The organism is uncultured Nostoc sp., assembly GCF_964245575.1.
Lineage (GTDB): Bacteria > Cyanobacteriota > Cyanobacteriia > Cyanobacteriales > Nostocaceae > Nostoc.
In genome coordinates this window covers 14,714-40,193 of record NZ_CAXTNP010000014.1, presented here as the reverse complement: position 1 = coordinate 40,193, position 25,480 = coordinate 14,714, and the positions used below count along the sequence as shown (strand labels likewise).

Sequence of the window (25,480 nt, the reverse complement as noted above, 5' to 3'; positions counted from 1 at the left end):
TTGCGGTAAATGCTCGCCTACGCAACTTTGGACAGTATATCGTCAAAAACCTTTCGAGTGGGTGTTATGGGGATAGCGATGTCTACGACGGGCTACGCCTACGCAAGCGTTACACAGTTAACTTAAAAATATCAAAAAGAAGGTTGTCAATTATAGATTTTGTGATCAAAGTGATGCCGGAAGGTAAACTAAAACTGCCAGATGAAATATGTTTACTAATTTTTTTGAATACATTCGATAACGATGCTAACTTTATTACGACATCTCAAAGTTAGGTTTGCTCACTCAATAACTATTATCACCTCTTATCCTCCTCATCTCCACCACCTCCGGCTCTACTGTGTACACACAAATCGAAAATTCCCTATCCAAATTGACTCTACAACTCACAAATCAAAACCTCACCCTCACTTTACCCTTGGGTAAATCTTTCCCTCTCCTTGGTAAAAAGAGGGATGTCCCTTAGGACTATTTGAGGTTTTTCAAGATTTTTGGATAATTCGATGACTTGTGTGTACACCGTAGAATACCCGACTTCTGTTGATAAGTCGGGTATCTATATTGATAAGCTTCGTTTGTCTTGTTGGAGAAGGTTTAAGCTTGCTTTCGTAGTCTTTCTAAGTTCTGTTGATGCAACTCTGGGAAGTTTTCTAAATCATTTATTGACTGCGGCGCAGGGAAGATTACAGCATCTTCAGAGGTAAATCGATCTAAATAAGTTTGAAAGGCTTGATCATCTTCTCTGTGGTCAAGGATATATTGACGCAATTGGACACGGGGCATTGTCATAAAATCTGGTTTACTCATACATATCTCCACTTCCCGTCTAGGTAAATTATAATTTCATTTTCTTCACCAGCGAGAATTACAAGATTTTTTGTTCGTTCATCGATTCGCACTAAAAATACAGGTAAATACATTTTAGTAGCCCAAAAACTTAAGATAAACAACGTTTTCAATTGTTCTACAGTAGGCATATTTAAATTATTGCTACAACAAATTTTTTACCCTGGCATGACTGGAGTAAGTTAGTATCTTTCAATCGGGAATTTTTAGTATATTTTATACAAAAATCTGCGTTTTATTACATAGACAAATCAGCCGTATTTGCTAGAGTGGGAGGCGATCGCTCATAAAGCTCATAAAACCTCTAAAATCTAAGTAAAATAGCTTTGACATAGTTATGGCAATTACTCGCTCTATACTTGGAGCGGTTCGTTTAAAAAACCCAATCTCTAACTAGTGCGATCGCTCACCGTATTTGCGACAGCAGCACGATAAAATTCTAAAACTATAATCGTACTAAAAGGTCTAAATGGCAGAAACATTATTCTTCAACGCCTTACGGGAAGCCATTGATGAAGAAATGGCGCGTGATTCGAGCGTATTCGTTCTCGGTGAAGATGTCGGACACTACGGCGGTTCCTATAAAGTTACCAAAGACCTGTACCAGAAATATGGTGAACTCCGCATTTTAGATACCCCTATTGCTGAAAATAGCTTTACTGGGATGGCAGTGGGAGCAGCGATGACTGGGTTGCGTCCCATAATTGAAGGCATGAATATGGGCTTTTTACTGCTCGCCTTCAATCAAATATCCAACAACGCTGGGATGCTGCGCTATACTTCTGGCGGTAACTTTAAAATTCCGATGGTAATTCGCGGCCCTGGCGGTGTGGGACGCCAGCTAGGTGCAGAACATTCCCAGCGACTAGAAACTTACTTCCAAGCTGTGCCAGGGTTGAAAATTGTTGCCTGCTCCACACCAAGAAACGCTAAAGGACTACTGAAATCCGCTATCCGCGATGATAACCCCGTGTTGTTCTTTGAACACGTTCTGCTTTACAACTTGAAAGAAGATTTACCAGAAGAAGAATATTTACTACCCCTAGATAAAGCAGAAGTTGTGCGTCAAGGAAAAGATGTCACAATTATTACTTATTCTCGGATGCGGCATCATGTGCTGCAAGCTGTAAAAACTTTGGAAAAGCAAGGATATGATCCAGAAGTTATCGATTTAATATCCTTGAAGCCATTAGATTTTGATACTATTGGTGCATCAGTACGCAAAACCCATAAAGTTATTGTTGTAGAAGAATCCATGCGAACTGCGGGTATTGGAGCAGAAGTCATCGCTTCAATAAACGATCGCTTATTTGATGAATTAGATGCGCCAGTACTGCGCCTTTCTTCCCAAGATATCCCCACGCCTTACAACGGCAACCTGGAACGACTAACAATCATCCAACCAGAGCAAATAGTGGAAGCTGTGGAAAAAATGGTAGCGTTGCGAGTTTAAAAGTTAGGAGTGAAAAGTTAGGAGTGAGGAGTTAATAATTTAATGAATTTACAATTCCTAACTCCTAACTCATAACTCATAACTCCTCAAAAGAGCGTTATTATAGCGTTTGTCAGTTGCGAGTTATGGTATGCAAAGACAGCGATCGCTATTAATTTTGATTTTAGTCCTGATAATCGCCGCGATTACGGTGATTGCCACAATTCCGATACCTCTTGGGCTAGACTTGCGCGGAGGCTCACAGCTCACAATTCAGGTGAAACCTTCAGCAGATATTCCCAAAATCACCGACCGAGAATTGGAAGGTGTGAAAAAAGTTGTCGAAGGTCGGATTAATGGTCTGGGTGTTTCTGAGCCACTGATTCAAACAGTCAGCTCAGATAAAATCTTGGTGCAACTACCAGGAGTTAATGATCCAGAGCAAGCCGAACGGGTGCTAGGCGGTACGGCGCAGTTAGAATTTCGTACCCAAAAGCCGAATACAGAAACTCAACTGCTTGCTTTCCAAGCATCTAGAACCGAATTGAAAGCCAAGCAAGAAGAGTTAAAAAAGAGTACAGACAAAGTAGCAATTGTCAAGAATCAAGAAGATTTACAAAAAAATAATCAAGCGATCGCAGAATTGTTTGAAAGCACCAATCCACCGCTAATTGGCAAATACCTCAAGGATGCCTATGGTGAACCCAGTCAAGGTAACAACTGGCATGTTGCCATTCGCTTCGACCAACAGGGTGGTGAACTGTTTGCCAATTTGACAAAAAATCTTGCCGGTACTGGGCGTAGCATTGGTGTTTTTCTGGACAATGAACTGATCAGCGCTCCTACCGTGGGTATAGAATTTGCCGCCGCAGGTATTAGTGGTGGCTCTGCCATAATTACAGGACGGTTTACCGCACAACAAGCCAATGATTTAGGCGTGCAGCTACGTGGTGGTGCATTACCTGTACCAGTAGAAATAGTTGAAAACCGTACCGTTGGGGCAACTTTAGGTAAAGATAGTATTCAACGCAGTATTTACGCTGGTATCGGCGGATTGCTGTTAGTATTAATTTTCATGTTAGTTTACTACCGACTACCAGGATTAATTGCCGACTTTTCTTTGATTATCTATGCGCTATTGACCTATGCCACTTTCGCTTTGCTAGGCATTACATTAACTCTCCCCGGTATTGCTGGGTTTATCCTCAGTATTGGTATGGCAGTTGATGCTAACGTATTGATTTTTGAGCGCACCCGTGAAGAACTACGTGGTGGTAAAACTTTATATCGTTCTGTAGAGTCAGGATTCTACCGAGCTTGGTCTAGCATTTTAGATAGTCATGTTACATCATTAATTTCTTGTGCAGCACTGTTTTGGTTAGGAGCAGGTTTAGTTAAAGGCTTTGCTTTGACATTGGCGCTAGGGTTAGGGGTGAATTTGTTTACTGCCATTACTTGTAGTCGCACACTGCTTTTCCTAACATTGGGATTTCCCAACTTGCGTAAGCCAGAGTTGTTTTGTCCCAATCTCTCAACGTCAATTAAGTCTGGTGCGGAGGTGCAGTCATGAAATTTAGTGTCATCAAACGTCGGAGACTTTGGTGGGCAATTTCTGCCGCCCTGATGATCGTTAGCATCGTGGCAATGGTGATTTCTTGGCAACAACTAGGCGCACCATTACGTCCCAGTTTAGATTTTATTGGTGGTACGCGACTACAATTTGAACGCGATTGTACACAACCAAACAGCTGTACTCAACCAATTGGAATTTCTGATGTTAGGGAAGTAGTTGACGCCGAGAAGCTAAATAATAGTAGCATCCAAGTTGTTGGTCAAAAACAACAGGGAATATCCATTCGCACAAAGACATTAAATGTCGATCAACGTACTCAGTTGCAAACAGCTTTGAGTGAAAAAATTGGAGTCTTTAACCCGAAAGCCACTCAAATTGACACCGTTGGCCCAACACTTGGTCGTCAGCTATTTTCTCAAGGGTTATTAGCTCTGGTTGTTTCCTTTGCTGGGATCGTTATTTATTTAAGTGTGCGGTTCCAGCTGGACTATGCCGTAATCGCAATTCTTGCCTTGTTCCATGATGTTTTGATTACGCTGGGTGTTTTCTCTATCTTAGGATTAGTAGTAGGTATTGAAGTTGATAGCCTTTTCGTCGTTGCTATTTTGACTATTACTGGTTTCTCGGTAACAGATACCGTGGTCATCTACGATCGCATTCGAGAAATACTGAATCAACATCCTGGCGATCGCATTGACAAAGTTGTTGATGATGCAACCAATCAAACTTTAACGCGATCAATTAATACCACGTTAACCGTTTTACTAACATTATTTTCCCTATTTCTATTTGGTGGTGAAACCCTGAGAAACTTTGCCCTTGCCTTAATTATTGGATTTACAATGGGTGCATATTCAAGTATTTTCATCGCCAGTACTCTCCTTGCTTGGTGGCGAGAGCGCAGGAGTCAATCCCAGGTGCTAGACAAAGCAGAGCCGATTGATACATCTGCCAGTTCCCAGGATAGTTAAACTTGTCTATATTTAACAATTGGGTGAAAGCATTTTGAATTGCTCACCCATGCATTGCAATCTTATTCCCCTATGGATCAACAGGAAGAACCATTAATTACTGCCCCAGACTTGGAAAAATCTGACCCATCATTTGCTCAACAAGTACAAAGGCTACACCAGCTGACAATATATGGCAGGTGGCTGTTTGTCGGCTTTTTGTGGCTCACCATTGCGCCTGTTAGCTTGTGGGGTCTACGTGCAGAAATTTCTCTGTGGCAACAATATTTTACCTGGGTAGCGGTGCGATATGGACTCTTATACCATCCACTGTCTACCTTCGGTTTAGCTTTTTGTATTGGGATGACTGCTGCTGTTTTAGTTTGGCAAAGTCGAAATATCTTACTCGGACTACCAGAACAGGAAAAACAACGTTTAGAAAAACAAGTTTATCGGATACGTCAGCAGGGGGCAACTCATCCTCTATGGAAGTGGGTTTGTCATTAAACTTTCTTTCTCGTTGCATATACATATATACGTACAGCAATTTCTTGCAAAATATGACTTAAATATACAAAGATATTGCCAAGACTGGATGCCATACATGAACGAGTCTCAGATTCAATTTAGTGATCGCAAGTCTGAAATTGACCTTTACCAACTCCAAGAACTGTTAAACATTTCAGCTTTCTGGGCAAAAGGTCGCAGTATTGAAGATTTAGGTATAGCCATTGCCAACAGTGAGCCAGTGATTTCTGTTTGCCTTCGCGATCGACTCATTGGCTTTGCTAGAGCAACATCTGATGGCATATATCGCGCCACAATTTGGGATGTTGTGATTCATCCAGAGTATCAAAGTAGTGGGCTGGGAAGCAAGTTAGTCGAAACCGTTTTGAGTCATCCCCGCATGAGGCGGGTTGAGCGTATTTACCTAATGACTACTCAGCAGCAGGGTTTCTACGAAAAGATTGGTTTTCAACCCAATACTACCACTACGATGGTGTTACACAACTTAGCTAACCCTGCTTTCGTTCCTGCTACAGAAGTTCAGCTTCAGGAATCACTAGGGGCATAGAGATTTGTAGTCTGCTAATCTCTTGATGTGATTCCTTCGCAATCGTCGAGGGCAGGATTTCTAACTTTCCTCCCATAACTTCCACCAGAGTCTGATTGATTAATAGCCTCATTCCTGGGGAAAGAGCAGCTTTTCGTTGGTCAATCTCGGTCGGCTGATTTTCAGATTTAATCAAATCAATCGCTTCGCTCCAGGGTATGGCATGGGTTGGTACATCCAACCAAATGTTTACAAAATTACTTGTAGGCACTGTGTTGCTAGAAATATAGATGCTTCCTTCCTGCATTTGAGTAATGGCAGTGTCGATTAAACTTATCAATATTTGGCGGAGCCAGAGGTAATCTGCCAAAACATAAATTTCTGGGTCGGCGGGTAACAATTGCAAGGGAAAATTGCGATTGGCCGCCAGCATATAAGTTAAGTTATGAACCTCTTGCAAAACTTGGGCTAACGGTCTGGGCTGAATATCTAATTTATTAGTACCGTGTTCAGTTCTGGCAACGCTGAGAATTTCATCCATCAGCTTGAGTAGCTTCAGCGTTCGTTCGTAAGCTTGGGCAATAAATTCTCGCTCTTCAGCCGGATCTTCACAAAGATCCGACAAAATTAACTGATGCAAGCCTATCAGACCACTGAGGGGCGATCGCAATTCATGGGTAGTCCGCGCCAAAAAACCACCTTTAAAGTGGCTCATTTCACTTGCCATCTGGTATGCCAGCTGCGTTTGCTGTAGCTGTTGCGATATTAGTGGCATATCTTCTTGATCTAATGGCGCTACTGGGGATGAGCTAGATGAAACATTTGACGAGCGCACAAATAACTGACGGAAAACCATACCTAGTGCTATTCCTGCTCCTAGATATATCCAGTTGCTCCAATTCATAATCTGGCAATTATTAACTTGTTAATTGATCACAACAGCGCAAACCAAAGTTCCAGATTTCTCTGTTGTCAAAACTACGAAAACAACATTATAGCGACCTATATTTGGTTATCACTCAAATATCTAAATTTATCGCACCTCGCCGCAAAATCTGCCAATTTATTCCTGTCCATTTAGCAACGGTGGAAGGTACACCCACCCCTGGCATTTCACCTTGGTATTCTAGAGTCAGAACCTTGGGAAACTGAACCTCAATTTCTGTCATCGTTTGCAAAGGCGGCTGACCAGAAAAATTGGCGCTAGTAGTAGCAAGGGGGCCTGTTTGGGCCAAAATAGTTTGAGCGATCGCACTGTTTGGTACTCGAATACCAATTGTCGTTGGATCAATAGGGTTCATTACTTTTGGAACGCTATCTGAAGCTGGTAAAACTAGCGTCAACCCTCCTGGCCAATATTTATCTGCAAATTCTTGCCAAACTTTACACTCATTCTTATTACCTTTAACATACAGCCACAAATCCTCAGCCCTAGCCGCCATCAAAATCAAAGGTTTATCCTGACTGCGTTGCTTCGCCGTAAAAATTAATGCTGCTTTTTCTGGTATAGCTGCAAGTGCAGGAACAGTATCGGTGGGAAAGCTCACCAAAAGCCCAGCACGTGCGCCAGCTATTAGATTTGTTAGAGAAACTTGGGTCATGTTTACTGACAATATTCGTCCACAAATTTTACTGTTGTTGCGGATGAACGAGGCTCTACCATGTTAATAGCCTTGGTTTTGTTATTTGTTCCCGATTTTACTCTTGCCGCCAGTAGCCCGGAAAGCCAACTATTGGTCTGGCTCAATGCTAGAATCTATTACCCTGGTAGATGACAAAATTTGTTCTCCAAGTGTGACTGACACGCGAATTCTTCTGGTTTTGCCATTGTTCTCAATTTTGCATTTACAGATTTATAATTCGTGATTGTTTTGCCAGTAAACCCGCAAGACGTTCAGCCGTAACTGCATCATCATTAACATCAGGTAGGCCAATTATATTAGCATGGTCTGAAGAGTCTTGTATCACATCTAACCCTAAATCACGAATGCGTCCTACGTGCAAACTTGCTAGTGCAAAACACTTGTTAAACTTTGCCGCACACTGCTCCCCTAAGCAGTGTGCGGCAATATTAACTGAAAGACCTTTTTCATTTTTATTTTTACGTAAAAAATAAGCATCCGCTTTTACTCTTTCTGTATCTTTATCTATCCATTGTTTTCTAAGCAATGCTCTGTAAACAATGGCGCTACATGACAATGGCTTATATTCTTTCTTGCCACTAGTAGATTGTTCACCATCCATCACACCTGATTGAGCCAGTCTAACCAACTCGCTAAATTGAATCCTGTGACATTCTTGACAATATTATATTCTGAATCTTTCTCATGGTACAAATATACTTCTTTAGAGTGGTCACAAGGACAAATCAGACGAACTTCGGCTTCTGGTTCAAGTTTAGTCCAGGTCAGTCGAATACCTCCTTCGTCATCCGTAGAAACAGACGCTTTTCTAAAAGAATCTTTCAAAAATTGTGACGCTTCAGTAATAATGCTCCACGCTTTATCAAAAGCATAAACAGTAGGCCTTACAATACCGTATTCATCTTCTTCATCTTCTTGCCAAAGTTCAATCAGGCGTTCTTGAGTGATTTTTAATGCCTCATTCGATGAATAACTTGATCCCGCAAAGCTAGATAGATATCTTCTGGAGAATATTTCAACAGGATCTTGTTTTCTAGGTTGAATATCTTCTTTTAATTTCTCAAGAGATTTAATAATCGCTAAGATTTTTGAAACTTTATCCGATGTAGAAACTTGAACATAAGCTGATTGTTTGCTAGTAACTTTAGTCTTTGTTAAACTATCAAAATTTGTAACACCTTTAGTAATTGAAGCTTGAACATATCGTTTAATTGAATATTCAATAATACTTTCTTCTGTATCTTTTGCGGACTGGTTTTGTGAATCTAGTATAGCTATCATATCTAATTATTTGGAAAATAAAGTTGTAAAATAGCTTGTGATTCAAGCTGCATAAGACTAAAAAAACTTTTTATTTCCTCAAGATTGAACTTGCGCTCTTCCAAGTCTTGTGCTGTATTTAAATCTTGTTCTACTATTAGTGCTGAATGCGTTTGATTATTGTTTGCTATCAATCCACTTTTACACCGAGTCCACACATTAACCACAAAATTTTCTATATTTTTAATAGAATGGTTGTGAATTTCAAAGTTATCAGAGGAGGAAAAAACTTGATCTATTAATTCTGGCTTACAAAATTTCTCAATTAACAAAGTTGCTGGTTTTTGGGTTTGATGAACTCTTATTGTAACCAAGCCCAAGCGGTTAACTTCTATTTGCATTGACTGAATGTAATATTCTAATACTTCCTTGCAAATATCAACAATTTCTTCTGTTTCTGTTTGTACATTGTCAGTTCTTAACCATAGAGAATTAATTCGCGCAGGTGAAATTTCTAACCTATAAGCTCTATCTTTACTTTGCAACACTATTCTAGGAACCTCTAAAGGAACTTCTTCCGGTAGAGGTAGTGCCTGGACATCACCATCATATCTTTGGGAATATTTACTTAAAAGAATACCTAAAGCCTTTGAAGCAGCAAAGGAAGAAATATTTGGTGTAAAAATCGATAATTGAAGTGTAACTAGGTTTAAGTCTTGCGCCTGAAGCATCTTGCAACTACCAGAAATTAACTACACAAGCCCTGTAAAATAAAAGCTTTGGCTCTAAGGATTCATACATACAGTTTTTGTTTCGTATGTTTAGCTTCTTGTACAACACAATTATTAAGGCTTTAGCCTCAATAATTTTGCTAATAGCATTAATTTACTACAATTAGCAAGTAAAATATGTAAAGTTTCTAACTCTGTATGACATACATAGTAAACAAAAATAAGCCGCGAATATAAATAATCTGTAAAAAAAAATACAATATAATCTAGAATAATTGGCGGCTAGCTACAGGTTTTAGTTTTTCTACCCTGATTATGCAAAAAATATGACTAATCAGAATTACAACCAACCTGACTAGGCTGTGTCTTAGCTCTGCGCTTGAAATCCAATCTTTATAATGAAATTTGAGTTATTTTCAATAAACTTCTTTATTGATATCTCTACAAACTGAAATTACCATATATTGTAGCTTGTTGTTTAGCTACTAATGTAAAGTGACAAACAAGGTTTTATGAAGATATCAGGCTTTGAAGCGTGTGCGCGGTGGCGATCGCCAGCAGACGTAAATTACTGCAGTGGCAAGATGAAAAATGCGATCACACCTCCAGGTGGAATTGGGAAGTAGATTTGCTCTACCTCATCCCAGTCACTGTCATACTAGATAACATAAGTCTTGACCAATTACCAAACTCATAATTTCTCACTCATCACTTCTAACTTCTATAAGCTATGGCAAAGCGTTCAATTCCAGCTAAATCAGCGTGAATTTGGATTTTACAATAGCTACCTTGATTTTGCAAAAGTTCTCGCACTGTATCTGCCTGTCCAGCCATCATCTCAATCAGCCACACGGCGCCAGGTTGCAAATAACTAGGGGAGATTTCTATCAAATGGCGAATGCAATCTAAGCCATCACTGCCACCATCCAAAGCTAGATGTGGTTCATGGTTAACTACTTCTGGTTGCAGAGTAGGTAAGGTACTGGTGGGTATGTAAGGGGGGTTTGACACCATACCACTGAACTGACCTTTGAAAAATGTCAGTGGCTCCCACCAGGAACCTTGATAAAATTTAATCCGGTCAGCAAAACCTAAATTACGGGCGTTGGTTTGGGCGATCGCCAGAGCTTCTAAACTGTAATCAACTGCATGAATTGTTGTTTTTGGCAAGACATCTGCTAGTCCCAAAGCGATCGCTCCACTCCCAGTGCCTAAATCAGCCCAGTGTCCTGAAGCATTTCTAGCAGATGCTAAAGCTAAATCAATTAAGCATTCTGTCTCTGGTCTGGGAATCAAAACCGCACTTGACACTGCAATTTGAAAGTTACGCCAAGGTGTAACTCCGGCAATATACTGCACTGGTAAGCGGTCATTTAATCGCCTCTGCCACAGTTGGTCTAACTCTTCTAGAGGCAATTGCAGCTGAATTTGAGGCCAGTTTTTAAAAGACTCTAAACGCAGTGCCAAGCGGTCTAATCCAGCAACTTCTAAGAGCAGCCAATCTACCTCGGCTGGTGGGACATCAGTGGCGATCGCTGCTTGGTGAGCAGTATTGCGCCACTGCCATAGTTGTAAACCAGATATCAGATGTTTCTCCCCCATGCCTCAACCTTGGAGTGCATTACCGTTATTTTTTCGGAGCGGGTGCAGTAGCAGGCTTGGCAGCTGGAGATTGATTCGGTGCAAGCGAGCGAATAAAATTGATGGACTCCCGCGATGGATAGAGAACAATTTTATTTATACTAGGGTCAGTACTGCTATTGAGAGCCTCCATAACACCGTACAAATCCACCACCTGAATTTCAGTGTTGGCTGCTTCCTTTGGCACGGCTTTTTTGAATTCGTCTAACAGAGCGGCTGCTTGCTCTTTCTCAAAAAAGAAAGGGATATACCGCTCCTTGCCGTTGGGGACGGGAATGGTCAAATAGCTATTATCTTTCTTAAATTTGGGTACAAATAAGGGAATACCATTGAATTGCTCCCCTTTTTTACCATTTTGATTCAGCATACTTGTTGCCGAAGCTACCTGTGCTTGCGTCGGTACTAAAGTATAAATTACAGAGTCTGATTTCTTTTTGCTTTCTTGGACTATTTTATAGTAGTCTGCCAAGGACAAAGGTCTTACCTGTAGCGTGCTTGCCAACTGGGGGTTTTCTTTCTTAAGCCGATTGTCAAGGAATTTTTGAGCATCTTGCTTGCTAATAAAAAATCCCACTTGAGAGATTGGCTTGGATGCGTTGTTCCTCGAAAGAACTACGAATTCGCCTTTAGGATTGGTGAGCGTGAATACAGGTACTTCTTGGAGCTTTTTCACTACCTGGTCTTGTGGCAACGCGATCGCCTCTTGATTGCCTATTCCTGGTAGATTGCCTATTCCTGAAAGCCCCGTTAAAAATACAGTGCCAGCTATACCCAATGTTGCGCCCAAGCGAATAAATGATTTCATGATTGCTCCTTTGCATTAATAGTCCAATTAATTAAACAAATGGTTGGATGTTGCACAGCACCAACTAGCTTTAGTTATATAGCAATCTATTTCAATTGTGAAAAATTCATTGTGCGCGTTGAGGTTGCGTGTTAATCCTCAAAGGTCAAAATCCAATATTCCGCAACTATTTAGGGTTGCTATAGTAGCATTTAGAAAAATTGACTGTGCCAAAGTTGTGTTTTTCTCGATTCCGTTTTGCTATTCACAACGAAATGCTGTAGATGCCTATTATATGTCTTCTCAAACAGTCAACAAGTCTCTCTGTCTCTCGACCTTGGAGATGATAAATGCCATTTTATCGGCTTTCTCTAATATCGGATGACGCTATTACTTAATCAATCGTTCCATCGCCCTTGCTTTAATATCTTCTCAAATTTATACAGAGCTTAGTCTCAGGAATATATTACTGCTTAAAAGCGAAATTTGCCTGTTAGGCTTCAACACCTAACTCAACACTATAACAGGCAATTTGTTTTTATCGGTAAAAATGTACAATTTCATTGCACATCTTCGCAACAGAACTCTAGTCAATCGCCTCAGCCGTTAAAAATATTACTTAAATCGGGATGACAGGATTTGAACCTGCGGCATCCTGCTCCCAAAGCAGGCGCGCTACCAAGCTGCGCTACATCCCGTTTACACTTATCTGCTTTTTGTGGTTTGGTTGTAATTTCCTATCAAAGCGATCACGCCTTACCAAAAGCATTAAGGTAACTATATCACATCAGACCGCTTATGCCTAATCTTTTTTATCCTTTGCCAAAGATCAAGATAGATTACATTGTTTCACTGATAAAGGTTTTTTGCCGACTTAGTTTTACAAGATATATACTTGCGCCTTCGTCGGCTGAAAAAAAGCAAAACCACATCAAAATAATAGATTTTCACCATTTGACCTGATTTTATTGATAAATCGGGTTTTATTTTGATTGAGCGTTAGTGAGGATACCAGAACATGCCTTTAATGCCTTCTGGATCAGCCATAAACCCCATAGTCCGGTAGAAATCTACAACATGGGGGTCGGCGAAGAGAGTGACATTACTAATTTCTTCACTCCTAAGTTTTTTGAGAACGTATTTCATCAGTGCCTTGCCCAGTCCTTGACTTTGAAAGTCTGGGTGAACCACCACATCCCAAATAGTGGCATTAAACGCGTGATCTGAAGTAGCACGGGCAAAACCAATGAGCCGCTTTTGGTTTCCTCTCACCTGCCACATTGAGGCGACAAGAAAACTATGCTCAATAGCTTTTTTCACTTTTCTTAGAGGGCGACGCGACCAACCAACTGCATCACAGAGTTCTTCTAGCTCATACAGGTCAATATCTCGTTCCGTACTAAAGACGATGCGAGCCTCCTTTGAAGAAGCTTCGCTAAGGCTGCTGGGGTTGGAATTGCCCGCAGCATCCGCTCTATGTTCTTCAAAGGGGTTTGTCCTACTTGTCGCTACAGATTCAGGAGTACTAAACCAAGTTTTCCAAAAACCCATGCCAACGTGGTTCGGGTAGTATAACTGAATTGGTTTCCACTCTCAGGAGTGTTGATTCACGTCTAACATAGCTACCCCAATTTACTACCCTTTACACTCAAATTTTTTCGGTTGTTTTCGGGATTTGCAATGGTAATAGCCAGTTAGGTCGTTTTTCACACCAATCATTTTCAACTTTAGCATTTTGTTGTAAAGGCTAGGAGAAATTCACCAAACGGGTAAAGATATAAATAATTCAAAATTCAAAATGGAAAAACTTAATCCTGGCAATTGCTCGTATAGAGCTTAAATGCACGTTAGCTTAGGAGTGAATTGTATACAAGAGATTGAGTATTAGGACTTACGCAGTGAAAACCTGAAACCTCGTTCGCGTAGCGTGCGCGAAGCGCACTCCCCCCTAACCCCCGATTAATTGGGGGGGATCTGAAAGAGCCAACTTGTTAAGGAGGTTGGGGGATATATTCTGCATAAATCCTAAGTATTTAAGAAAATTCTTCCCCAATCCCCAGTTTTCAACATCCAGCCCCTAGTCCCCAAGTGATGAAAGCAAGCGAGTCTTACCCTTAACAATGGCTTCTGGTTTAAAATCTTCGACACTGGAACTCTTAAAACGCTTTAACCGAGCGTTTCCCCAGTTTTATGAGCAATTCGTCAGCAGTGAGATTCAACTGCAAAATTTGCGGCTAGCCTACCGTCTCTATAAAACTAGACGCGCTGTTATTGAGCTGAAACCTGAAGGTAGCAAAAGTGCCCTGCATTTTGCTTACCGCAACCAGTCTTTTCTTCTCAGCGATATTTTTGGTGTACTAGCAGCTTATGGGTTGACTATTCACGGTCTGAGTCTATACGGTCAGATCCGTCCGCCAATGTTAGTTTTTATCAAACTGTTGGTATCTCGTGGTAGTAAAGCCTTGACCGAGAAAACCGCAGAAAATGTCTGTCGTGCTATTCGCGAGGCTTTAGGAGGTCGGTTTGAGGTAGAAGAGATGCTGGCAGTAGAATTCAATCTTGATACTGGTTTAGAGCAAGTACAAACTGAGTTCTATGTCGATCCGGTCTTTCATCTCCCTGCTCTAATGATTGAAGCCGATAATCAACCAGGATTATTCTACAAAGTGATGTACGCCATCTGGCAGGAAGACCTGCTGGTAGTCAATGCAAATTTACTGGTTTGGCGAGGACGTACACGGCTAATTCTCTACTTGTTAGGGCCGAATGAAAGCCTTATTCCTGAATATCTGGGTCACAAAATTGCTGAAGGGGTGCGACAGAGGTTGCTGGATAAATAAAAAAGTTATGAGTTATGAGTTAAATAATTCGTAATTCGTAATACTCGTTTCCGGCGAGAAGCAAGCTACGTAATTCGTAATTAAAAATTTATAACTCCTGACTTCTAATTTCTAACTCTTCGCACTCCGTATTTAGTCGCACCTGCCCTTAAGGGTACGATATAAATATGGCAACTATCGAAATCTTGGGCGTTCCACACGCATACGAGCTAACGGCTCCCACTTCCTGCCCCGATGCTTTAGTATTTATCCACGGTTGGCTCAATAGCCGTGGATATTGGCAACCTGTGATTTCCCGCCTATCAGATGATTTGCAGTGCCTTTCCTATGATTTGCGGGGTTTTGGTGAATCCCAGTCTCAGGTAAAAACCGATTTTAGTCGGGCAGAAATGTCTTTGAGCCTGACGCCCATCTCCAGTAGTGCGCTTGGCTCAACAATCGATTCTCTTTATACTCCGGCTGCGTATGCTCAGGATTTAGCAATTCTCATGAAACAGCTGAATATTAACAGTGCTTGGCTCATTGGTCACTCTTTGGGAGGCACGATCGCTCTTTGGGGAGCAGATCAAATACCTGAATGTGTTAAGGGAGTGATCTGTATCAACGCTGGCGGCGGTATTTACCTCAAAGAAGCCTTTGAGCAGTTTCGCTCGGCGGGTCAGAAATTTTTGCAAGTCCGCCCGCGCTGGCTCTCCCAAGTACCTTTGATTGATTTGCTGTTTACCAGAGCCAGTGTGGCACATCCTTTGGAGCGCTATTGGGCACGTCAACGGTTGATTGATTTCGTTGTGGCTGACCCGGAAGCAGCTCTTGGAAGTCTGTTAGACTCCACAACCGAAGAAGAAATCAATCGTTTACCTGAGCTAGTATCCCAATTGAAGCAGCCAGTTTATTTTTTGGCTGGTGCTGAAGATAAGGTTATGGAACCCAAGTATGTGCGCCATTTAGCTAGTTTTCACAGACTATTCCAATATTGTGGTGACAATGTTTTGGAAATTCCTGATTGCGGACACCTGGCTATGTTGGAACAGCCGGATGCAGTGGCTGCTCACATCCGGTCAATAGTCAATAGTTATAGGGCATAAAGCATAGGGCATTGGGCATGGGGCATTGGAGCAAACAGAAAGTTCTTCTCTCTTGACTAATGACTAATGACTAATTACTACTCAATAGGTTGATACAACTTCATCACCTGGGTAAGGGCTAACCTAGACTCAACCCCTAGTGTGAGGGGGGATGTATGACCACGAGATAGATGTTCGGCGGCGGCACAGCCGATCATGGCGGCGTTATCGGTACAGAATTTTAGAGGTGGGAATAGGACGTGTAGGTTATGTTCAACGGCGGCGGCTTGGAGGTTTTTTCTCAAGCCGCTATTAGCTGCTACACCGCCACCAATTGCAATTGTGTCTAGACCATAGTCTAGGGCACATGCGATCGCTCTTTTAGTTAGCGATCGCGCCACAGTTTCCTGAAAGCTAGCTGCTACATCTGCCACTGGTACTTGTCCACCATCTTTCTCTAACTGCTGCACTAAACGCAATACAGCCGTTTTTAATCCACTAAAACTTGCATCATAACGATGAAATCCCCCACCAGGTAAAGAAACTTTTCCTTCTGGTAGGGCAAAGGCTTGGGGATTTCCCTGTTGTGCCAACTTGTCAATTATTGGCCCACCCGGATAACCCAGCTTTAACAATCGCGCCACTTTATCAAAGGCTTCACCCGCAGCATCATCACGAGTTTGTCCTAGCGTTTCGTAGCTACCACAATCTTTGACATAAATCAAGCTTGTATGTCCGCCAGAAACTAATAAACTCAAGAAAGGGGGATTTAAACTTGGTTCGCTCAAATAAGTTGCGTAAATGTGACCTTCTAGGTGATGAACTCCCAAAAATGGTTTGTTGTGTACCATCGCTAGGGTTTTGGCAGCAGTTAACCCCACTAACAGCGCTCCTACAAGTCCAGGGGCAGAAGTGGCGGCAATTGCGTCAATTTTCTCCCAGTCTAGTTGGGCTTGCTCCAAGGCTTGAGCGATCGCAACATTTATCGTTTCCAAGTGTTCGCGAGACGCTACTTCCGGCACTACCCCGCCATACTGCTGATGGACTGGAATTTGCGAGGCTACAATACTACTGCAAACTTTACGATTGTTAACAATTGCGACTGCTGTTTCATCACAACTGGTTTCTATTGCTAAAACGGTTGCCATTGAGGGTGCTGAGTGCTGAGTTTTGAGTATTAGAGACAAAATCTTGCTTCTTTACTACCCTACAACAACAATTCTTATACTCAAGACTCGTTTTCACCACTTAGCACTCGATAAAGACTTGGTTGAGAAGCTTTAACTTTTATTTACTTAAACTTTACTCGGTTCCCACCCAAGAGTATGATGACTTCCTAGTTATGCAAATAAACAACTGTACAAGCCGCTTCGTTTTGTACAAAGAACTTTTTGTTTTGTAATAAAAGGAAACAACTCTATGCGACGATTGTTTGCTTTGATTTTAGCGATTTGTCTTTGGTTCAATTTTGCCCCCCCAGCAAAAGCTTTAGGGGCTAATTTGACACCGTGCAGGGACAATCCCGCTTTTCAACAGCTAGCAGCTAATGCCCGTAATACCACAGGTGACCCCCAATCTGGGATAAAGCGATTTGAGCGTTATTCTCAGGCGCTGTGCGGGCCTGAGGGTTACCCCCACTTGATTCCTGATGGTCGTCTAGATCATGCTGGTGACTTCCTAATTCCCGGCATTCTCTTCCTCTATATTGCTGGTTGGATTGGTTGGGTAGGTCGTGCTTACCTGCAAGCGATCAAGAAACAAGGCAGCAACGTGGAATTGAAAGAAGTAATCATTGAAGTGCCTTTGGCACTGCCAATTATGCTCTCAGGCTTTACTTGGCCTGTAGCAGCCGTAAAAGAATTTCTGTCTGGCGAATTAGTAGCTAAAGATACAGAAATTCCCATTTCGCCACGCTAACCCTTCCTACAACTTTTTATTTATTTGGGAGAATGATTCATGCAGCAAAATTTTTTCGTTAAATATCTATCCTTGGGACCAGTTTTGCTTTTTGTCAATTTGGTTTTTACAGCCATTTTGTTGATTTTATTTAACAACTGGTTTCCTGACCTACTTTTCCACCCACTACCATAAGTTGAAGACAGGATTTAAAAATTTTGTTATGTTAGTTGACAATTAACTAGTAACTACTAACTACTAACAAAATAGTTCTTTGAAACTCGTGATGCTGGGAACAGCTTACGAGTTTCATCCTTTTAAAAGCAGCTAAATTAACTTTTCTAAACTTCCCAGTCAAAAAGCATCTTTAGCCTCAATTATTATTAATATAAAAATGCCACCATTTTAAATTTAGAGGCGAACATAAAATATGGCGCAAGCAGTAGATGCATCAAAAAATCTCCCCAGCGATCCCAGAAATCGGGAAGTTGTTTTTCCCGCATTGCGCGATCCGCAGAAGGGCAACCTAGAAACTCCAGTAAATGCTTCTCCCTTAGTGAAGTGGTTCATTAATAACTTACCTGCCTATCGCCCAGGACTCTCTCCTGCCAGACGCGGTTTAGAAGTTGGCATGGCTCATGGTTACTGGATATTTGGCCCCTTTGCCAAATTAGGCCCACTGCGGGATACAGCTAATGCAAACTTAGCTGGTTTACTGGCAGCCATCGGCTTGGTTGTTGTTCTTACTGGTGCTTTATCCCTGTATGCGAATAGCAATCCTCCTAAAGCACTTCCTAGTGTTACTGTACCCAATCCTCCAGCAGATGCTTTTAACTCTAAAGAAAGCTGGAACAATTTCGCCAGTTCATTCTTAATTGGTGGGATTGGTGGTGCAGTAGTTGCTTACTTTTTGACTGGCAATCTGGGAGTAATTCAAGGTTTATTTGGTTAATTTAGAAATTAGAACTTAGGAGTTAAAAGTTAGGAATTTGAACTCCTAACTTCTAACTCTTAACTTATTTAAACAAAACAGCTTCAATGTCATTTAAAGCAGTTTCAAAATCGTCATTAACGATTTGAATATCAAATTCATCTGCGGCTTGAATTTCTTCTTGGGCGCGGAGTAGACGATGAGCGATCGCTTCTTCAGAATCTTGGGCGCGAGAGCGTATGCGTTTCTCCAATTCATCAAAAGAAGGCGGTAAAATAAAAATGCTGAAGGCACTGGGGAAGGAAGCACGAATTTGTCTTGCCCCTTCTAGCTCAATTTCTAGCACCACCAACTTTCCAAAATGAATTTGGTTAAGTACAGCTTCACGGGGAGTGCCATAATAGTTCCCAGCAAATTCTGCCCATTCCAAAAATTCACCTTCAGCAAGTAATTGTTCAAACTTACTACGGCTGATAAAGTAATAATCTTTACCATCAATTTCTCCTGGACGGGGAGAACGAGTCGTCACGGATACGGAATAATATAATTCCGGATGACGGTTTAGGAGCGATCGCATTAAAGTGCCTTTACCGACCCCGCTGGGGCCAGTTAAGACAATCAACCTGCCTAAATGTAAGCGTTCTTCGGTAGTAGCAATACTCTGGATGGGTAAAACTGGCATCATCCCCTCAATCTGTGAATCAATCAATAGATATTATTTATTAATCTTGTGTTCCTGGCCAAGTCCATTAGTACCATAAGGCAGACATCAAAAGTCACGCATTCACGCCTGCTTTAATTTTGACCTTTCTGGCTGTAATGAAATGGTAGGTTTATTTCCGCCGACCTGTACTAGTGACTAAAGAATTTGTAGCAAGGGTGACAGAAAACATGTCTAATTCACATAGTACTGCTGATGTGGTGCAAATAGAAGTGAGATTGTTAATCTACTTCTAATCAATTATCTACAGTTTGATGCTCGCGGGAAATTACAAAGCGATTCGCTACCGTTTCCGGCTGAATCGCCGACAGAATTACGTGGCTGGAATCGGTAATAATTACAGCCCTAGTCCGCCGACCGTAAGTTGCATCAACCAGTTGACCCCTGTCCCGTGCATCGGTAATAATCCGCTTAATCGGGGCAGACTCTGGACTGACAATGGCAACTACTCGATTGGCAGACACGATGTTACCAAAACCGATATTGATTAACTGAATCTCCATAAAAAAATGACGCCAAACGCGGTTTGAGAAGCTTGAAGTAAACTTATTTACATGTTATCGCCAAAAAACGGGAGTCACAACGATTAAATTCAAGCCAGCCTTCGTTTTTAAATAATGTCTGCTTTTTTTCCCTATTTATCAGCTATTTTTCCTCAAAATCTTCCCATAGATACAGGCGTAATTACACTGATACAAGCTAGTTGGGTGATGTATAGCAATCCGATTTGATTCGGTGAATTACTCGTAGAGACTCAATACTTGGGACTGGGGACTGGGAAGAAGAAATAAAGGTGTACTGAGTTTTTTCACGCAATCAAATATGAGTTTTATATCTTATCAATAAATAAATGGTGGTAAATAATCCACATCTAAAATTTGCTGAATGCTATAAGGGCAAGTTTGCGGAAAACAATTCAATCCACTTTTCTTTTTTGCTTGTCGTAGCGCATCAATGTAGACTTCTTCAAGCACCGTGAGCAGATAGTTGTAGAGGTTTTTGGATTTGGTTAATTTCCTGAGTTCCACCCGAAAATTATCAATTTTCACTTCCCAATGATTTTTACATTCAGGAAGACTCCAATGTTGATACAAAAGCAGATGTTTGAGAAGTTGCAGTAGATAACTTTCGAGCTTGTGTTTCTGTTCATTACCCAATCTTTCAATCTCTTCAATCAAATGATCCCAATCAAGATGCTCTAAATCTTGTTTTTGCAATTGTTTCAACGTAGTTTCTAACCACAAGTGATAATCCTGTTCATAAATAATTTGAGTGAGTATTTTAGACATTATTTAATATTCTCCTAATTTACGAAGATTTGGAATTAGGTTTTATTGACGTACACTTCCAGCTTGACAATCGCGTAACCAAGTTTTAACTCCTTGGGCAACAGTGCCCTTACTACTATCGCGTGGCGGAGATACTGGCTGCTGTCCTGAATAAGAACCAATTTGAGAAAACATCATTACTAAACGCCAACCAATTTTAGTTTTAGTCAACAGTAGCCAGTGGAATTCCTGCAATTCTACCGCTTTCTTTCCTATGTACTGCCGCTCTAAGGTAGTAAAGAAAACTTGCTCAACTCCTGATGCAGAACTTTTAGAAACGTCTGCACTATATTCTTCAAGGTTAAGGGGCAGAGGAGTAAACTCAGGTCTTCCTGCCACTAGCATATAACTGTAAACATCACTGCTTCTACTGAGGCGGCGAGCGCGTTGACTAGCGCGATTAGTATAACTAGGTAAATCTCGCAGTAGCTGTATAGTTAATGTTTCTAAATTTTGCTCAGAACACAAAGACTTTACCCCACCGTTGACATTTTCCTTTTCTGCTAACGCAGAGGGTTTAGGGGTGAGGTTTATCGAGAATGCTGGGTAAGCAAGGGTATTTGATACTAAAATCCAGAAGCCACAAGCTAAAAGCCAACTAGAATTTTTCTTTTTGAGCGAAGAGGTAAGATTGTTCTCCCCTACACCCTGCACCCTATGCCCCGGCTTATTACTGACTTTTAGCTTCATGCCACCGTGGTTAACTCCTCAGAAATCCTCTTCCAGGCTAACTCCGGCTCAGTAGCAGTAGTAATGGGACGCCCAATCACGAGATAATCTGCACCAGCAATAATTGCTTGTGCTGGGGTGAGCGATCGCTTTTGATCGCCAATATCAGCCCAAGTTGGTCTAACCCCCGGACAAACAAGCAAAAAGTCATCTCCACAAGTTTGTCGTAACTGTGCCGCCTCTTGGGGCGAACAAACTGCCCCATCCAATCCCGCCTCTTGAGCTAGCAGTGCCATTTCTAGGGCGTATTCTGGTAACTCTAGGGGAATCTTTAAATCAAACGCCAGTTGTCTAGCAGAAATACTCGTTAATAAAGTAATGGCAATTAACTTAGGCGGTTTTACACCCGCTTGGGCTGCCCCTTCTTGTGCCGCTTCTCTTGCAGCTTTCAGAGCCTCTTTACCACATGTAGCATGAATTGTCAACAAATCTACCCCGTAACCAGCTGCACTACGACTTGCACCAGCGACTGTGTTCGGGATATCGTGAAACTTTAAATCTAAGAAAATGCGCTTTTCTTTGGACTTTAGCACTTGGAGAATTTTCGGCCCAGTGCTGGTAAACAACTCTAAGCCAACTTTCCACCAAACCACTTGCGGGAGTTGATCTATAAGAGCGATCGCACTTTGTTCATCCGCCACATCCAAAGGCACTATAATTCGTTGTGCCTGTTCACTATTCCCCATTCCCTACTCCCCACTCCCCATTTAAGGCACTAATCGCACAAACTTATTTTTCCCAACTTGTAAAACCTTACCTTGTAACTGGGCGGGTTCAGCAAAAGTAGTATCAACATCAGTAATGCGCTCGCCATCTAAGCGCACTCCACCTTCTTGAATTTTTCGCTTTCCTTCCCCCGTACTTTTGCATAAGCCAGTGACATTGAGAATATACGCTAACTTAACGGGATGCGATACCTCAGCTAGAGAGAATTCTGGAACTGCACCGAACATTCCACCACTTTGCGCTGCTTCTTTCGCCTCTTGGGCTGCTTGTTCGCCGTGGTACTGTTTGACAACTTCCCATGCTAAAAGTGTCTGGCGATCGCGGGGATTTTCTGGCAGATTATCCAGAGGTAAATCTGTCAAAAGTTCAAAATACTCCTTTAGCAGATTATCGGGAACTCCTTGTAATTTCTGATATTTTTGCCCAGGATGTTCCGACAACCCAATATAATTACCTAAAGACTTGGACATTTTTTGCACTCCATCCGTGCCAATCAAAATCGGCAGCAGCATCCCAAACTGTGGCTTTTGACCAAAATGGCGTTGCAAATCTCTGCCCACAGCAATGTTAAATTTCTGATCAGTCCCTCCCAATTCCACATCTGCCTCAACGGCAACGGAATCGAAACCTTGCATTAACGGGTATAGGAACTCATGGATAAAAATTGGATTCTCTTTTTTATAGCGATCGGCAAATCCTTCCTTAGCCAACATCTGCCCCACCGTCATTGTCGAGAGTAACTCCAAAATTTTCTCTAAGTTTAGCCCAGAGAGCCATTCGGAGTTATAGCGCACCTCTAACCTTCCTGGTGTGTCAAAATCCAAGATAGGACGTACTTGATCGAGATAAGTCTGAGCATTTTGCGCTACATCTGCTTCTGTAAGCTGACGACGCACTTCAGATTTACCTGTCGGATCGCCAATGCGTGCTGTAAAATCGCCAATAATCAGAACTGCTATATGTCCTGCATCTTGAAACGCTCGCAGTTTCCGTACTGGTATGCTATGACCAAGATGAATATCAGTACCTGTAGGGTCAATGCCCAATTTGATCCTCAAAGGTTGGTTTGTAGTTACCAAGCGCTTTTCTAGACTTTCACTGTTAACATCAGTTGGTTGTGGGAAAACTTCTACTACACCACGACGCAGCCAAGCCAAATCTTGCGTCATACTAGAAAATCCACTGTTAGCTATGTTTTGCACACTAGAAGTTAAGTTGGTTATATTCACTGGCAATTTATCCGCTTTCTCATCTGCCAAACTACTATAATTGCAAAAAACTAACCGCCTTGCTTCACCCAATCAATTACAGTTAAATTTACAAGTGAGGAAGTGAAATCGCCGTGTCGTCTTCTAGGACTTTTGAAGATAAACAGCCACAACGTCGGGCTTCATCAGGTTTTGAGTTTTTGAAAGGAGTTGGTCAGGTAACTGGCGGTACTCTCCTCTCAATGACCATGCTGGCAAGTTCCATTGTAGCCGGAGGACTGGTTGGTTTAGCCATTAGTTTCCGCAATTTGCCAGATGTGAGACAGCTACGTAACTTCTTTCCCTCAGAAACAACTTACATCTATGACGTTAAGGGTAAACTTTTAACGAGTATCCACGGGGAAGCCAACCGGGAAGTCGTGCCCCTGGATAGAATTTCCCCAAATTTAAAACGGGCAGTATTAGCAAGTGAAGATAGCCACTTCTACGATCACCACGGTATCAACCCTACTGGTGTTGGCCGTGCTGTAGTAGTTAACGCTGTAGCAGGTGGAGTCAAAGAGGGTGGCTCTACTGTTACTATGCAATTGGTAAAAAATCTATTTTTGTCTCGCAAGCGTGCCTTTACCCGTAAGTTAGCAGAGGCTGTGCTAGCAATCCGGTTAGAACAAATTCTCACTAAAGACCAAATTTTAGAAATGTACCTCAATCAAGTTTATTGGGGTCATAACAATTATGGAGTACAAACGGCAGCCCGCAGTTACTTTAATAAGTCAGCAGAATATTTAAGTTTGGGTGAGTCAGCAATGATGGCGGGTTTGATCCAAGCACCAGAAGAATTCAGCCCGTTTGTGAGCATGAAGCTGGCAAAACAGAAACAAAAAGAAGTGCTAGGACGGATGCTGGAATTGAACTGGATCAACCAGTCAGAGTACGACAATGCCCTCAAACAAGAAATCAAACTTGGTAGAATCAAATCCTTTCAAGGTAGTGCCCTACCTTATGTAACCAATACCGTAGCGCAGGAGTTGGCTAAAAAGTTTGGGCGTGAGACACTGCTCAAAGGCGGGATGCGGGTGCAAACTACGGTTGACGCCAACTTCCAAATGATGGCAGAGGAAACCGTCACTAAGTGGCATAAAACACTTCTGGGGCAAGGATTATCTAAGAATCAAATGGCCCTGGTAGCAGTTGATCCACGCACACATTTTATCAAAGCATTGGTTGGTGGTATAGATCCTAAGACCAGTGAATTCAATCGTGCAACTCAATCTCAGCGCCAGCCCGGATCTTCTTTTAAACCGTTTGTATACTATACTGCTTTTGCTAGTGGTAAATATACACCAGACTCAACGGTGGTAGATGCTCCAGTTAGCTATCGAGATGGTAACGGTTGGTACTTTCCTAGAAATTATGATGGTGGTTTTAGCGGAGCTATGTCAATCCGCAGAGCTTTAGCCCAATCGCGCAACATTCCCGTGATCAAGGTTGGTAAGGCTGTGGGAATGAATAGAGTCATAGAAACCTGCCGTACCTTGGGGATTATGAGTCCAATGGAACCTGTGTCTTCCTTGCCACTTGGTGCAATTGGTGTCACACCTTTGGAAATGGCTAGTGCCTATGCTACCTTTGCTAATTATGGCTGGCAGTCGCCACCAACTGTAATTGCCCGTGTCACCGATAGTAGTGGTAACGTGTTGCTAGACAATACCCCTAAACCACAGCTAGTTCTTGATCCTTGGGCCTCAGCAACAATTATCGATGTGATGCGATCGGTAATTTCTGAAGGTACTGGTAAAGGAGCTGCTATCGGTCGCCCAGCCGCAGGGAAGACGGGAACAACATCATCAGAAAAAGATATTTGGTTTGTTGGCACTGTGCCACAACTAACAACTGCTGTTTGGGTGGGGAGAGACGACAACAGACAATTAGCTGACCATGCAACAGGTGGTGTTATGGTTGCTCCCATCTGGAAAGATTTTATGGAGAAGGCACTTAAGAACACACCAGCAGAAAACTTTAAGTCACCTTCCCAGTTTTCTCGGCCCAAGTCACAATAATTTTGGATTTTGAATTTTGAATTTTGGATTTTGGATTGGCAATTAATCCAAAATCTAAAATCT

Annotated in this window: 29 protein-coding genes and 1 tRNA gene; 12 read left to right on the top strand and 18 right to left on the bottom strand. The window is 41.9% G+C overall.

The window, feature by feature from the left end:
• A partial coding sequence (locus ACFFAP_RS03940; RefSeq protein ID WP_375509994.1) for a hypothetical protein occupies positions 1-275 on the top strand: 275 nt, incomplete at its 5' end.
• Positions 276-594: 319 nt separating this feature from the next.
• Here ACFFAP_RS03940 and ACFFAP_RS03935 read toward each other — a convergent pair.
• The gene (locus tag ACFFAP_RS03935; RefSeq protein WP_375509993.1) at positions 595-807 is read right to left on the bottom strand and encodes a DUF6887 family protein; all 213 of its coding nucleotides are present in this window, start codon (positions 805-807) and stop codon (positions 595-597) included.
• A complete protein-coding gene (locus ACFFAP_RS03930; protein ID WP_292706907.1) occupies positions 804-977 on the bottom strand; it encodes a DUF6888 family protein in 174 nt (57 codons plus the stop codon). Before ACFFAP_RS03930 ends, ACFFAP_RS03935 begins: the two co-directional genes overlap by 4 nt.
• Before the next feature lie 338 nt (positions 978-1,315).
• On the opposite strand from ACFFAP_RS03930, the gene ACFFAP_RS03925 reads away from it, so the two are divergent.
• From ACFFAP_RS03925 to ACFFAP_RS03905, 5 genes are all read left to right on the top strand, one after another.
• On the top strand, positions 1,316-2,299 hold the full coding sequence (locus ACFFAP_RS03925) for an alpha-ketoacid dehydrogenase subunit beta (protein WP_012410204.1): 984 nt from the start codon (positions 1,316-1,318) through the stop codon (positions 2,297-2,299).
• A gap of 130 nt (positions 2,300-2,429) precedes the next feature.
• The gene (gene secD / locus ACFFAP_RS03920) at positions 2,430-3,848 is read left to right on the top strand and encodes a protein translocase subunit SecD (RefSeq protein WP_375510007.1); all 1,419 of its coding nucleotides are present in this window, start codon (positions 2,430-2,432) and stop codon (positions 3,846-3,848) included.
• Entirely contained in the window at positions 3,845-4,822 is a 978-nt protein-coding gene (gene secF, locus ACFFAP_RS03915; RefSeq protein ID WP_375509992.1) for a protein translocase subunit SecF, read from the top strand. The genes secD and secF overlap by 4 nt, the downstream gene beginning before the upstream one ends.
• Positions 4,823-4,894: 72 nt before the next feature.
• Entirely contained in the window at positions 4,895-5,308 is a 414-nt protein-coding gene (locus tag ACFFAP_RS03910) for a hypothetical protein (protein WP_375509991.1), read from the top strand.
• Positions 5,309-5,405: 97 nt separating this feature from the next.
• Complete coding sequence (locus ACFFAP_RS03905) at positions 5,406-5,876, top strand: GNAT family N-acetyltransferase (protein WP_375509990.1); 471 nt, start codon at positions 5,406-5,408, stop codon at positions 5,874-5,876.
• On the opposite strand, the gene ACFFAP_RS03900 is transcribed toward ACFFAP_RS03905, so the two are convergent.
• The 9 genes from ACFFAP_RS03900 to ACFFAP_RS03860 form a co-directional block, all read right to left on the bottom strand.
• On the bottom strand, positions 5,839-6,759 hold the full coding sequence (locus tag ACFFAP_RS03900; RefSeq protein ID WP_375509989.1) for a sensor histidine kinase: 921 nt from the start codon (positions 6,757-6,759) through the stop codon (positions 5,839-5,841). The genes ACFFAP_RS03905 and ACFFAP_RS03900 overlap by 38 nt on opposite strands.
• Positions 6,760-6,874: 115 nt before the next feature.
• Entirely contained in the window at positions 6,875-7,456 is a 582-nt protein-coding gene (locus tag ACFFAP_RS03895; RefSeq protein WP_375509988.1) for an L-threonylcarbamoyladenylate synthase, read from the bottom strand.
• 244 nt (positions 7,457-7,700) lie between these two features.
• Positions 7,701-8,099, bottom strand: coding sequence for a hypothetical protein (locus ACFFAP_RS03890; protein WP_375509987.1), 399 nt, complete (start codon positions 8,097-8,099; stop codon positions 7,701-7,703).
• Positions 8,099-8,779 (bottom strand): hypothetical protein, encoded by a 681-nt coding sequence (locus tag ACFFAP_RS03885; protein ID WP_375509986.1) that lies wholly within the window; start codon positions 8,777-8,779, stop codon positions 8,099-8,101. Before ACFFAP_RS03885 ends, ACFFAP_RS03890 begins: the two co-directional genes overlap by 1 nt.
• Before the next feature lie 2 nt (positions 8,780-8,781).
• Positions 8,782-9,489 (bottom strand): hypothetical protein, encoded by a 708-nt coding sequence (locus ACFFAP_RS03880; protein WP_375509985.1) that lies wholly within the window; start codon positions 9,487-9,489, stop codon positions 8,782-8,784.
• 714 nt (positions 9,490-10,203) lie between these two features.
• Positions 10,204-11,091 carry a peptide chain release factor N(5)-glutamine methyltransferase gene (gene prmC / locus ACFFAP_RS03875; RefSeq protein WP_375509984.1) on the bottom strand — a complete coding sequence of 296 codons (888 nt, stop codon included), beginning with the start codon at positions 11,089-11,091 and terminating at the stop codon, positions 10,204-10,206.
• 25 nt (positions 11,092-11,116) lie between these two features.
• Positions 11,117-11,935: a Tic22 family protein gene (locus ACFFAP_RS03870; protein ID WP_375509983.1), complete on the bottom strand. Its 819-nt coding sequence runs from the start codon at positions 11,933-11,935 to the stop codon at positions 11,117-11,119.
• Positions 11,936-12,538: 603 nt separating this feature from the next.
• A tRNA-Pro gene (locus ACFFAP_RS03865) sits at positions 12,539-12,612 on the bottom strand.
• A gap of 301 nt (positions 12,613-12,913) precedes the next feature.
• Positions 12,914-13,465, bottom strand: a complete 552-nt coding sequence (locus tag ACFFAP_RS03860) for a GNAT family N-acetyltransferase (protein WP_375509982.1) — start codon at positions 13,463-13,465, stop codon at positions 12,914-12,916.
• A gap of 569 nt (positions 13,466-14,034) precedes the next feature.
• On the opposite strand from ACFFAP_RS03860, the gene ACFFAP_RS03855 reads away from it, so the two are divergent.
• A complete protein-coding gene (locus ACFFAP_RS03855) occupies positions 14,035-14,754 on the top strand; it encodes a hypothetical protein (protein WP_100899857.1) in 720 nt (239 codons plus the stop codon).
• Positions 14,755-14,921: 167 nt separating this feature from the next.
• Positions 14,922-15,839: an alpha/beta fold hydrolase gene (locus ACFFAP_RS03850; RefSeq protein WP_375509981.1), complete on the top strand. Its 918-nt coding sequence runs from the start codon at positions 14,922-14,924 to the stop codon at positions 15,837-15,839.
• A gap of 77 nt (positions 15,840-15,916) precedes the next feature.
• Here ACFFAP_RS03850 and tsaD read toward each other — a convergent pair whose 3' ends face one another.
• Positions 15,917-16,966, bottom strand: coding sequence for a tRNA (adenosine(37)-N6)-threonylcarbamoyltransferase complex transferase subunit TsaD (gene tsaD / locus ACFFAP_RS03845; protein WP_375510006.1), 1,050 nt, complete (start codon positions 16,964-16,966; stop codon positions 15,917-15,919).
• A gap of 271 nt (positions 16,967-17,237) precedes the next feature.
• Here tsaD and ACFFAP_RS03840 point away from each other — a divergent pair, with 271 nt between their 5' ends.
• From ACFFAP_RS03840 to ACFFAP_RS03830, 3 genes are all read left to right on the top strand, one after another.
• Positions 17,238-17,735, top strand: a complete 498-nt coding sequence (locus tag ACFFAP_RS03840; RefSeq protein ID WP_375509980.1) for a Photosystem I reaction center subunit III — start codon at positions 17,238-17,240, stop codon at positions 17,733-17,735.
• Between the two features lie 39 nt (positions 17,736-17,774).
• Complete coding sequence (locus ACFFAP_RS03835; protein WP_375509979.1) at positions 17,775-17,909, top strand: Photosystem I reaction center subunit IX; 135 nt, start codon at positions 17,775-17,777, stop codon at positions 17,907-17,909.
• Between the two features lie 235 nt (positions 17,910-18,144).
• On the top strand, positions 18,145-18,666 hold the full coding sequence (locus ACFFAP_RS03830; RefSeq protein ID WP_375509978.1) for a photosystem I reaction center protein subunit XI: 522 nt from the start codon (positions 18,145-18,147) through the stop codon (positions 18,664-18,666).
• Between the two features lie 64 nt (positions 18,667-18,730).
• On the opposite strand, the gene gmk is transcribed toward ACFFAP_RS03830, so the two are convergent.
• The 6 genes from gmk to tyrS form a co-directional block, all read right to left on the bottom strand.
• Complete coding sequence (gmk, locus tag ACFFAP_RS03825; RefSeq protein WP_375510005.1) at positions 18,731-19,330, bottom strand: guanylate kinase; 600 nt, start codon at positions 19,328-19,330, stop codon at positions 18,731-18,733.
• A gap of 272 nt (positions 19,331-19,602) precedes the next feature.
• Entirely contained in the window at positions 19,603-19,869 is a 267-nt protein-coding gene (remA, locus tag ACFFAP_RS03820) for an extracellular matrix/biofilm regulator RemA (RefSeq protein ID WP_109011161.1), read from the bottom strand.
• A 336-nt stretch (positions 19,870-20,205) separates the two neighbouring features.
• Positions 20,206-20,655 carry a DUF29 domain-containing protein gene (locus tag ACFFAP_RS03815; protein ID WP_375509977.1) on the bottom strand — a complete coding sequence of 150 codons (450 nt, stop codon included), beginning with the start codon at positions 20,653-20,655 and terminating at the stop codon, positions 20,206-20,208.
• A 42-nt stretch (positions 20,656-20,697) separates the two neighbouring features.
• Positions 20,698-21,384 (bottom strand): hypothetical protein, encoded by a 687-nt coding sequence (locus ACFFAP_RS03810; RefSeq protein WP_375509976.1) that lies wholly within the window; start codon positions 21,382-21,384, stop codon positions 20,698-20,700.
• A complete protein-coding gene (gene pyrF / locus ACFFAP_RS03805; RefSeq protein WP_375509975.1) occupies positions 21,381-22,109 on the bottom strand; it encodes an orotidine-5'-phosphate decarboxylase in 729 nt (242 codons plus the stop codon). The genes ACFFAP_RS03810 and pyrF overlap by 4 nt, the downstream gene beginning before the upstream one ends.
• A gap of 21 nt (positions 22,110-22,130) precedes the next feature.
• A complete protein-coding gene (gene tyrS / locus ACFFAP_RS03800; RefSeq protein ID WP_375510004.1) occupies positions 22,131-23,318 on the bottom strand; it encodes a tyrosine--tRNA ligase in 1,188 nt (395 codons plus the stop codon).
• 173 nt (positions 23,319-23,491) lie between these two features.
• Here tyrS and ACFFAP_RS03795 point away from each other — a divergent pair, with 173 nt between their 5' ends.
• Entirely contained in the window at positions 23,492-25,417 is a 1,926-nt protein-coding gene (locus tag ACFFAP_RS03795) for a transglycosylase domain-containing protein (protein WP_375509974.1), read from the top strand.
• The last annotated feature ends 63 nt before the right edge of the window (positions 25,418-25,480 follow it).

Excerpts from the sequence above, each read along its gene's own strand:
- ACFFAP_RS03935 (WP_375509993.1), bottom strand. The coding sequence starts at position 807 with ATGAGTAAACCAGATTTTATGACAATGCCCCGTGTCCAATTGCGTCAA.
- ACFFAP_RS03930 (WP_292706907.1), bottom strand. The coding sequence starts at position 977 with ATGCCTACTGTAGAACAATTGAAAACGTTGTTTATCTTAAGTTTTTGG.
- ACFFAP_RS03925 (WP_012410204.1), top strand. The coding sequence starts at position 1,316 with ATGGCAGAAACATTATTCTTCAACGCCTTACGGGAAGCCATTGATGAA.
- secD (WP_375510007.1), top strand. The coding sequence starts at position 2,430 with ATGCAAAGACAGCGATCGCTATTAATTTTGATTTTAGTCCTGATAATC.
- secF (WP_375509992.1), top strand. The coding sequence starts at position 3,845 with ATGAAATTTAGTGTCATCAAACGTCGGAGACTTTGGTGGGCAATTTCT.
- ACFFAP_RS03910 (WP_375509991.1), top strand. The coding sequence starts at position 4,895 with ATGGATCAACAGGAAGAACCATTAATTACTGCCCCAGACTTGGAAAAA.
- ACFFAP_RS03905 (WP_375509990.1), top strand. The coding sequence starts at position 5,406 with ATGAACGAGTCTCAGATTCAATTTAGTGATCGCAAGTCTGAAATTGAC.
- ACFFAP_RS03900 (WP_375509989.1), bottom strand. The coding sequence starts at position 6,759 with ATGAATTGGAGCAACTGGATATATCTAGGAGCAGGAATAGCACTAGGT.
- ACFFAP_RS03895 (WP_375509988.1), bottom strand. The coding sequence starts at position 7,456 with ATGACCCAAGTTTCTCTAACAAATCTAATAGCTGGCGCACGTGCTGGG.
- ACFFAP_RS03890 (WP_375509987.1), bottom strand. The coding sequence starts at position 8,099 with ATGGATGGTGAACAATCTACTAGTGGCAAGAAAGAATATAAGCCATTG.
- ACFFAP_RS03885 (WP_375509986.1), bottom strand. The coding sequence starts at position 8,779 with ATGATAGCTATACTAGATTCACAAAACCAGTCCGCAAAAGATACAGAA.
- ACFFAP_RS03880 (WP_375509985.1), bottom strand. The coding sequence starts at position 9,489 with ATGCTTCAGGCGCAAGACTTAAACCTAGTTACACTTCAATTATCGATT.
- prmC (WP_375509984.1), bottom strand. The coding sequence starts at position 11,091 with ATGGGGGAGAAACATCTGATATCTGGTTTACAACTATGGCAGTGGCGC.
- ACFFAP_RS03870 (WP_375509983.1), bottom strand. The coding sequence starts at position 11,935 with ATGAAATCATTTATTCGCTTGGGCGCAACATTGGGTATAGCTGGCACT.
- ACFFAP_RS03860 (WP_375509982.1), bottom strand. The coding sequence starts at position 13,465 with ATGGGTTTTTGGAAAACTTGGTTTAGTACTCCTGAATCTGTAGCGACA.
- ACFFAP_RS03855 (WP_100899857.1), top strand. The coding sequence starts at position 14,035 with ATGGCTTCTGGTTTAAAATCTTCGACACTGGAACTCTTAAAACGCTTT.
- ACFFAP_RS03850 (WP_375509981.1), top strand. The coding sequence starts at position 14,922 with ATGGCAACTATCGAAATCTTGGGCGTTCCACACGCATACGAGCTAACG.
- tsaD (WP_375510006.1), bottom strand. The coding sequence starts at position 16,966 with ATGGCAACCGTTTTAGCAATAGAAACCAGTTGTGATGAAACAGCAGTC.
- ACFFAP_RS03840 (WP_375509980.1), top strand. The coding sequence starts at position 17,238 with ATGCGACGATTGTTTGCTTTGATTTTAGCGATTTGTCTTTGGTTCAAT.
- ACFFAP_RS03835 (WP_375509979.1), top strand. The coding sequence starts at position 17,775 with ATGCAGCAAAATTTTTTCGTTAAATATCTATCCTTGGGACCAGTTTTG.
- ACFFAP_RS03830 (WP_375509978.1), top strand. The coding sequence starts at position 18,145 with ATGGCGCAAGCAGTAGATGCATCAAAAAATCTCCCCAGCGATCCCAGA.
- gmk (WP_375510005.1), bottom strand. The coding sequence starts at position 19,330 with ATGATGCCAGTTTTACCCATCCAGAGTATTGCTACTACCGAAGAACGC.
- remA (WP_109011161.1), bottom strand. The coding sequence starts at position 19,869 with ATGGAGATTCAGTTAATCAATATCGGTTTTGGTAACATCGTGTCTGCC.
- ACFFAP_RS03815 (WP_375509977.1), bottom strand. The coding sequence starts at position 20,655 with ATGTCTAAAATACTCACTCAAATTATTTATGAACAGGATTATCACTTG.
- ACFFAP_RS03810 (WP_375509976.1), bottom strand. The coding sequence starts at position 21,384 with ATGAAGCTAAAAGTCAGTAATAAGCCGGGGCATAGGGTGCAGGGTGTA.
- pyrF (WP_375509975.1), bottom strand. The coding sequence starts at position 22,109 with ATGGGGAATAGTGAACAGGCACAACGAATTATAGTGCCTTTGGATGTG.
- tyrS (WP_375510004.1), bottom strand. The coding sequence starts at position 23,318 with ATGACGCAAGATTTGGCTTGGCTGCGTCGTGGTGTAGTAGAAGTTTTC.